The 6,639-nt window shown below is 53.2% G+C and carries 5 protein-coding genes; 4 read left to right on the top strand and 1 reads right to left on the bottom strand.

The window, feature by feature from the left end:
* On the bottom strand, positions 1-1,055 hold a 1,055-nt coding region (locus FDW87_RS01785), incomplete at its 3' end, for a tRNA/rRNA methyltransferase (RefSeq protein ID WP_137379395.1).
* 207 nt (positions 1,056-1,262) lie between these two features.
* Here FDW87_RS01785 and trxC point away from each other — a divergent pair.
* The 4 genes from trxC (at position 1,263) to pssA (ending at position 6,617) form a co-directional block, all read left to right on the top strand.
* The gene (gene trxC / locus FDW87_RS01790; RefSeq protein WP_003037559.1) at positions 1,263-1,682 is read left to right on the top strand and encodes a thioredoxin TrxC; all 420 of its coding nucleotides are present in this window, start codon (positions 1,263-1,265) and stop codon (positions 1,680-1,682) included.
* A gap of 69 nt (positions 1,683-1,751) precedes the next feature.
* Complete coding sequence (gene tapT / locus FDW87_RS01795; protein WP_016154057.1) at positions 1,752-2,450, top strand: tRNA-uridine aminocarboxypropyltransferase; 699 nt, start codon at positions 1,752-1,754, stop codon at positions 2,448-2,450.
* A gap of 36 nt (positions 2,451-2,486) precedes the next feature.
* Entirely contained in the window at positions 2,487-5,147 is a 2,661-nt protein-coding gene (pat, locus tag FDW87_RS01800; RefSeq protein WP_049269225.1) for a protein lysine acetyltransferase, read from the top strand.
* A 114-nt stretch (positions 5,148-5,261) separates the two neighbouring features.
* Entirely contained in the window at positions 5,262-6,617 is a 1,356-nt protein-coding gene (pssA, locus tag FDW87_RS01805) for a CDP-diacylglycerol--serine O-phosphatidyltransferase (RefSeq protein WP_003835350.1), read from the top strand.
* Positions 6,618-6,639: the final 22 nt, after the last annotated feature.

A 6,639-nucleotide genomic window follows, 5' to 3' on the forward strand; every position in this document is an offset into this window, starting at 1 on the left:
TCCGCGAGCAGCACGCCGGTCGCGACAGAAACGTTGAGCGTTTCTACGTTCCCCGTACCGTCTATCGCCACACACAGGTCGTCGGCTGAGCATGCTGCTTCTGGCAGAGCCTCACGCTCACGCCCTAATACCAGCACCATTTTTTCCGGCAACGTGGTAGTAAACAGCGGCTTGCCTTTCACGCTTGAGGTCATCACTACCGTGTAACCCGCTTTACGGAAGTCGTCCAGCACATCGACAATACTGTCACCGGTGATCGGCTGAACGTGCTCAGCTCCGCCTTCAGCGGTGCGGATAGCCGCACCTGATTCCAACAGCGCCGCATCCTGTACCACTACGCCTTTCACACCGAAGTGCGCGCAGCTACGCATCATGCCGCCCAGGTTGTGCGGGTTAGCAATGTCTTCCAGGGCCAGCACGCAATCCTGCGCCCCGGCCTGACCAACCCACTGCTTAACAGTGGTACCGTTACGTTTTTTGATCAGGAAACAGACGCCGCCATGGTGTTCAGTGCCGGAGGCTTTCGCCAGCTCGGCTTCGTCAACCACGTGGTAGGCTTTGCGGTTCGCCGCCATCCAGCGTAATGCTTCTTTAAAGCGCGGGGTTACGCTCTGAACAAACCAGGCGCGAACAATAGCGTCCGGACGACTCTGGAACAGAGCCTGACAGGCATTCTCACCGTAAACGCGGGTTTCTTCCGCGCGCTGACGACGTAATACTTCAGGATCGATAAAGCTTTTGCCGCTGATACCACCGTGATCGGCTTTGTCTGCTGCATCATCATTCGGTGCGCGGGACACGGTACGCCATGGTGAATCTTCACGTCCACGGTCGCGTTCTACATCGCGGCCACGACCACGTTCACGACCACGTTCGCTGTTCGGACCCTTTCTGTCATCACGGGCAGGGCGACGACCGCCTTCGGCTCGGGAAGTACCGGGGCGACCGCCGCCTTTACCAGTACGTGGATTTTGGGTGCGTTTGTCCGAGTCATCGTCACTGCGGACGTACATCACTTTGACCTTGCCGTTTTTATTCTTCAGTTCGTCGCTCATGTTTTTCTCCACCTGCTCTGCGCGAAGCGCGAAGATTACCCGATGTGCACGTCGTTAGCCATTATTTCATTTAAAAGCTAAGGACTATTGTACTCATTGAATAAAACGCATTGTTGTTTAGAACAGACTCCCCGATAATATGTAACATAATAGAAACATACTGGCGTTACTGCCGTGAAGTCCACTCCACTCATCCAGAGGTTAGTTATGAATACCGTTTGTACCAGCTGCCAGGCTATCAACCGCATCCCCGACGATCGTGTCCAGGAAGCGGCTAAATGCGGACGCTGTGGTCACGACCTGTTTGATGGGGAGGTGATCAATGCGACCGGTGAAACACTGGATAAACTGTTAAAAGACGATCTCCCGGTGGTGGTTGATTTTTGGGCCCCCTGGTGTGGTCCATGCCGTAACTTCGCCCCGATTTTTGAAGATGTCGCGGAAGAGCGTAGCGGTAAAGTGCGTTTTGTTAAAGTGAATACAGAAGCCGAGCGTGAACTCAGCGCCCGTTTCGGTATCCGCAGCATCCCGACCATTATGATCTTCAGAAAAGGTGAAATCGTCGACATGCTTAATGGCGCCGTACCTAAAGCCCCGTTTGATAGCTGGCTTAACGAATCATTATAATCTCTACGGGGCGCATCTTGTGCCCCGTTTTCACCTCTGCGACAATAGCGTTTTTCAACGTGTTCTCCCATGACCGATAACGCTGTTCTTCAGTTACGCGCTGAGCGCCTCGCGCGCGCCACGCGCCCTTTCCTTGCCCGAGGTAATCGCATTCGCCGCTGTCAGCGCTGCCTGCTGCCGCTGAAGCTCTGCTTGTGCGCAACGCTGGTGCCGTCTGAGGCCAAAAGCCGCTTTTGTCTGGTGATGTTTGATACCGAGCCGATGAAGCCCAGCAACACGGGACGTTTGATTGCCGATATTTTGCCCGATACCACGGCGTTTCAGTGGTCACGCACCGAACCGCCGCAGGCGCTGCTCGAACTGGTGAAAAATCCGGATTACCAGCCGATGGTTGTATTCCCGGCATCCTATGCGGGCGAAGAGCGTGAAGTGATTTTCGCTCCACCAGCCGGTAAACCGCCGTTGTTTATCATGCTTGATGGTACCTGGCCTGAAGCGCGTAAAATGTTCCGCAAAAGCCCGTACCTTGATAACCTGCCGGTGATCTCCGTTGATTTATCGCGACTTTCCGCTTACCACCTGCGTGGCATTCACGCCGAAGGGCAATACTGTACTGCCGAAGTGGCCATCGCGTTGTTGGATCTGGCGGGCGATACGCAAGCCGCGGAGGGGTTGAGCGAACATTTCACTCGCTTTAAAACCCGCTACCTGGCAGGAAAAACTCAACATCAGGGAAGCGTCACAGCAGACTCGCCAGAAAGCGTTTAAAATCATTCGGTCACTGGTGTCATTAAGGAAGCCGATATGAGTCAGCGTGGTCTGGAAGCACTACTGCGACCGAAATCCATTGCGGTGATTGGGGCGTCAATGAAGCCTAATCGCGCAGGTTACCTGATGATGCGTAACCTGCTTGCCGGCGGTTTCAATGGACCTGTTTTACCAGTGACGCCAGCATGGAAAGCAGTGTTGGGCGTCCTGGCCTGGCCCAATATCAACAGCCTGCCTTTTAGCCCAGACCTTGCCGTGTTGTGCACCAATGCCAGCCGCAACCTGGCATTACTCGAAGCGCTTGGCGAGAAAGGCTGTAAAACCTGCATTATTCTTTCAGCTCCCGCATCGCAGCACCTGGAATTGTTGGCCTGCGCCGCACGCTACAACATACGTCTGCTAGGCCCCAATAGCCTGGGACTTCTCGCGCCCTGGCAGGGGCTTAACGCCAGCTTTTCCCCCGTCCCCATCAAGCGCGGTAAGTTGGCATTTATTTCCCAGTCAGCGGCGATTTCCAACACCATTCTGGACTGGGCGCAGCAGCGCGACATGGGTTTTTCCTGGTTTATCGCGCTGGGCGACAGCCTTGATATCGACGTTGATGAACTGCTGGATTACCTGGCGCGCGACAGTAAAACCAGCGCGATATTACTTTATCTCGAACATTTAAGTGATGCCCGGCGCTTTGTCTCCGCCGCCCGTAGCGCCTCGCGCAATAAACCCATTCTGGTGATTAAGAGTGGTCGTAGTCCGGCGGCGCAGCGTTTACTGCATACCAGTGCAGGGATGGACCCTGCGTGGGACGCGGCTATCCAGCGCGCCGGTTTATTACGCGTACAAGACACTCACGAGCTGTTCTCTGCGGTAGAAACCCTGAGCCACATGCGTCCACTGCGCGGCGACAGGCTGATGATCATCAGCAATGGGGCCGCGCCTGCCGCACTGGCATTAGATGAGCTGTGGTCAAAAAATGGTAAGTTGGCGACATTGAGTGAAGATACCTGCCAGAAATTACGCGATGCGTTACCTGAACATATTGATATCGCCAACCCGCTGGATCTGCGTGACGACGCCAGCAGCGAACACTACGTTAAGACGCTGGATATCCTGCTCGCCAGCCAGGATTTCGACGCACTGATGGTGATTCACTCACCCAGCGCAGCCGCCCCGGGAACAGAAAGCGCACAAGCGTTAATCGAAGCGGTAAAACGTCATCCCCGCGGTAAGTTTGTCTCGTTGCTGACCAACTGGTGCGGAGAGTTTTCCTCTCAGGAAGCCCGTAGACTGTTTAGCGAAGCCGGATTACCTACCTACCGCACGCCAGAAGGCACCATCACCGCGTTTATGCATATGGTGGAGTACCGGCGTAACCAGAAGCAACTGCGGGAAACCCCTGCGCTGCCCGACTACCTGACCACCAACACCGCCGAGGCGCATAATCTGTTACAGCAGGCGATTGCTGAAGGAGCAACGTCGCTGGATACCCATGAAGTGCAGCCGATTTTACAAGCCTATGGCTTACACACGCTGCCGACGTGGATCGCCAGCGACAGCGCTGAAGCCGTACACATCGCGGAGCAAATCGGTTACCCGGTGGCGCTAAAGCTGCGTTCTCCTGATATCCCGCATAAATCAGAAGTTCAGGGGGTAATGCTCTACCTGCGGACAGCAACAGAGGTGCAGCAGGCAGCCAATGCGATTTTTGATCGGGTAAAAATGGCCTGGCCGCAGGCGCGCATTCACGGTTTATTAGTACAAAGTATGGCGAATCGCGCTGGCGCTCAGGAGCTGCGCGTCGTCGTTGAACATGACCCGGTATTTGGCCCGTTGATTATGCTTGGTGAAGGCGGAGTTGAGTGGCGACCAGAAGAGCAGGCCGTGGTGGCGTTGCCGCCATTGAACATGAATCTGGCGCGTTATCTGGTGATCCAGGGGATCAAAAATAAAAAGATCCGCGCTCGCAGCGCATTACGCCCATTGGATATCGACGGGTTAAGTCAGCTTCTGGTGCAGGTCTCCAATCTGATCGTCGATTGCCCGGAAATTCAGCGTCTGGATATTCATCCGCTGTTGGCCTCCGCCGGTGAATTTACCGCGCTGGATGTCACGCTGGACATTGCCCCTTTCACGGGCGATAACGAAAGCAGACTGGCTATACGTCCCTACCCTCATCAGCTTGAAGAATGGGTGGAGTTGAAGAACGGCGAGCGTTGCTTGTTCCGCCCTATTTTGCCCGAGGATGAACCTCATCTGCAGCAGTTCATTTCTCAGGTAACAAAAGAAGATCTTTATTATCGCTATTTCAGTGAGATCAACGAATTTACCCACGAAGATTTAGCCAATATGACGCAGATCGACTACGATCGGGAAATGGCCTTTGTTGCGGTACGCTGTAAAAACAATCAGCAAGAGATCCTCGGCGTAACGCGAGCAATCTCGGATCCTGATAACATTGACGCCGAGTTCGCCGTGCTGGTTCGTTCAGATCTCAAAGGGCTTGGACTGGGTCGCCGGTTGATGGAAAAATTAATTGCATATACCCGAGATCACGGACTTAGACGTTTGAATGGTATTACGATGCCAAACAATCGTGGGATGGTCGCCCTGGCCCGGAAACTCGGGTTCGCTGTTGACGTCCAACTCGAAGAGGGAATTGTTGGGCTAACGCTTAATCTGGCCCAATTTGAGGAATCGTGAGTAAGGTACTGGAAATGTTGACCACATTAATAGGTACTGGTGGTATCATTACCCGCTTATGTCGTCTGCATAGCACAGAGGACCCTTCAATGAACAGAGAAGAAATGCACTGTGATGTTGTCAAAATTTAAGCGTAATAAACATCAACAACACCTTGCCCAACTACCCAAGATTTCTCAGTCAGTTGATGATGTAGATTTCTTTTATGCTCCCGCTAATTTCAGGGAGACTCTGCTGGAAAAAATAGCCAGCGCGACGCGACGGATCTGCATTATTGCGCTGTACCTGGAACAGGATGACGGTGGCAAAGGCATACTCGACGCGCTCTATGCGGCAAAACGGCAGCGTCCTGAACTGGATGTCCGGGTGCTTGTCGACTGGCACCGAGCCCAGCGCGGACGTATTGGTGCTGCGGCATCGAATACCAACGCTGACTGGTATTGCCGAATGGCACAAGAAAACCCAGGTATTGATATTCCTGTCTACGGTGTTCCGATTAACACCCGAGAAGCGCTTGGCGTCCTGCATTTTAAAGGCTTTATCATCGATGACAGCGTCCTGTACAGCGGGGCCAGCCTGAATGATGTTTATCTGCATCAGCATGATAAATATCGCTATGACCGTTATCAGTTGATTCGCAACGCGCAAATGGCCGATATCATGTTCGATTGGGTCACGCAGAACCTGATGAACGGTCGCGGCGTTAATCGTCTTGATGATATTAATCGCCCTAAAAGCCCGGAAATTAAAAACGACATCCGCCTTTACCGTCAGGAACTGCGCGATGCGTCATTCCATTTTCAGGGTGATGCGGATAATGAACAGCTCTCGGTAACGCCTCTGGTAGGCCTTGGAAAATCCAGTCTGTTAAATAAGACCATTTTCCACCTTATGCCCTGCGCGGAGCACAAGCTCACAATCTGTACCCCTTATTTCAACCTGCCCGCTATACTGGTGCGCAATATCATTCAGCTGCTGCGTGAAGGCAAAAAGGTCGAGATCATTGTCGGTGATAAAACCGCCAACGACTTTTTCATTCCAGAAGATGAGCCATTTAAAATCATCGGCGCGCTGCCCTACCTGTATGAAATTAACCTGCGCCGTTTCCTGAGCAGACTGCAATATTATGTGAATACCGACCAACTGGTCGTGCGCTTATGGAAAGATGATGACAACACCTATCATCTGAAAGGCATGTGGGTTGATGATAAATGGATGCTGCTCACCGGCAACAACCTTAACCCTCGCGCCTGGCGTCTGGATCTGGAAAACGCCATCCTTATCCACGATCCGAAGCAAGAGCTGACTCCCCAGCGCGATAAAGAGCTGGAGCTTATTCGCACGCATACTACCGTCGTTAAGCACTATCGCGACCTGCAAAGCATTGCCGACTATCCAGTCAAAGTGCGTAAGCTCATCCGTCGACTACGCCGTATCCGTATCGACAGATTAATTAGCCGTATTCTGTAACCAAGACCCCGTCCAGTGACGG

This window comes from Citrobacter sp. wls826 (genome assembly GCF_005281245.1).
Lineage (GTDB): Bacteria > Pseudomonadota > Gammaproteobacteria > Enterobacterales > Enterobacteriaceae > Citrobacter > Citrobacter braakii.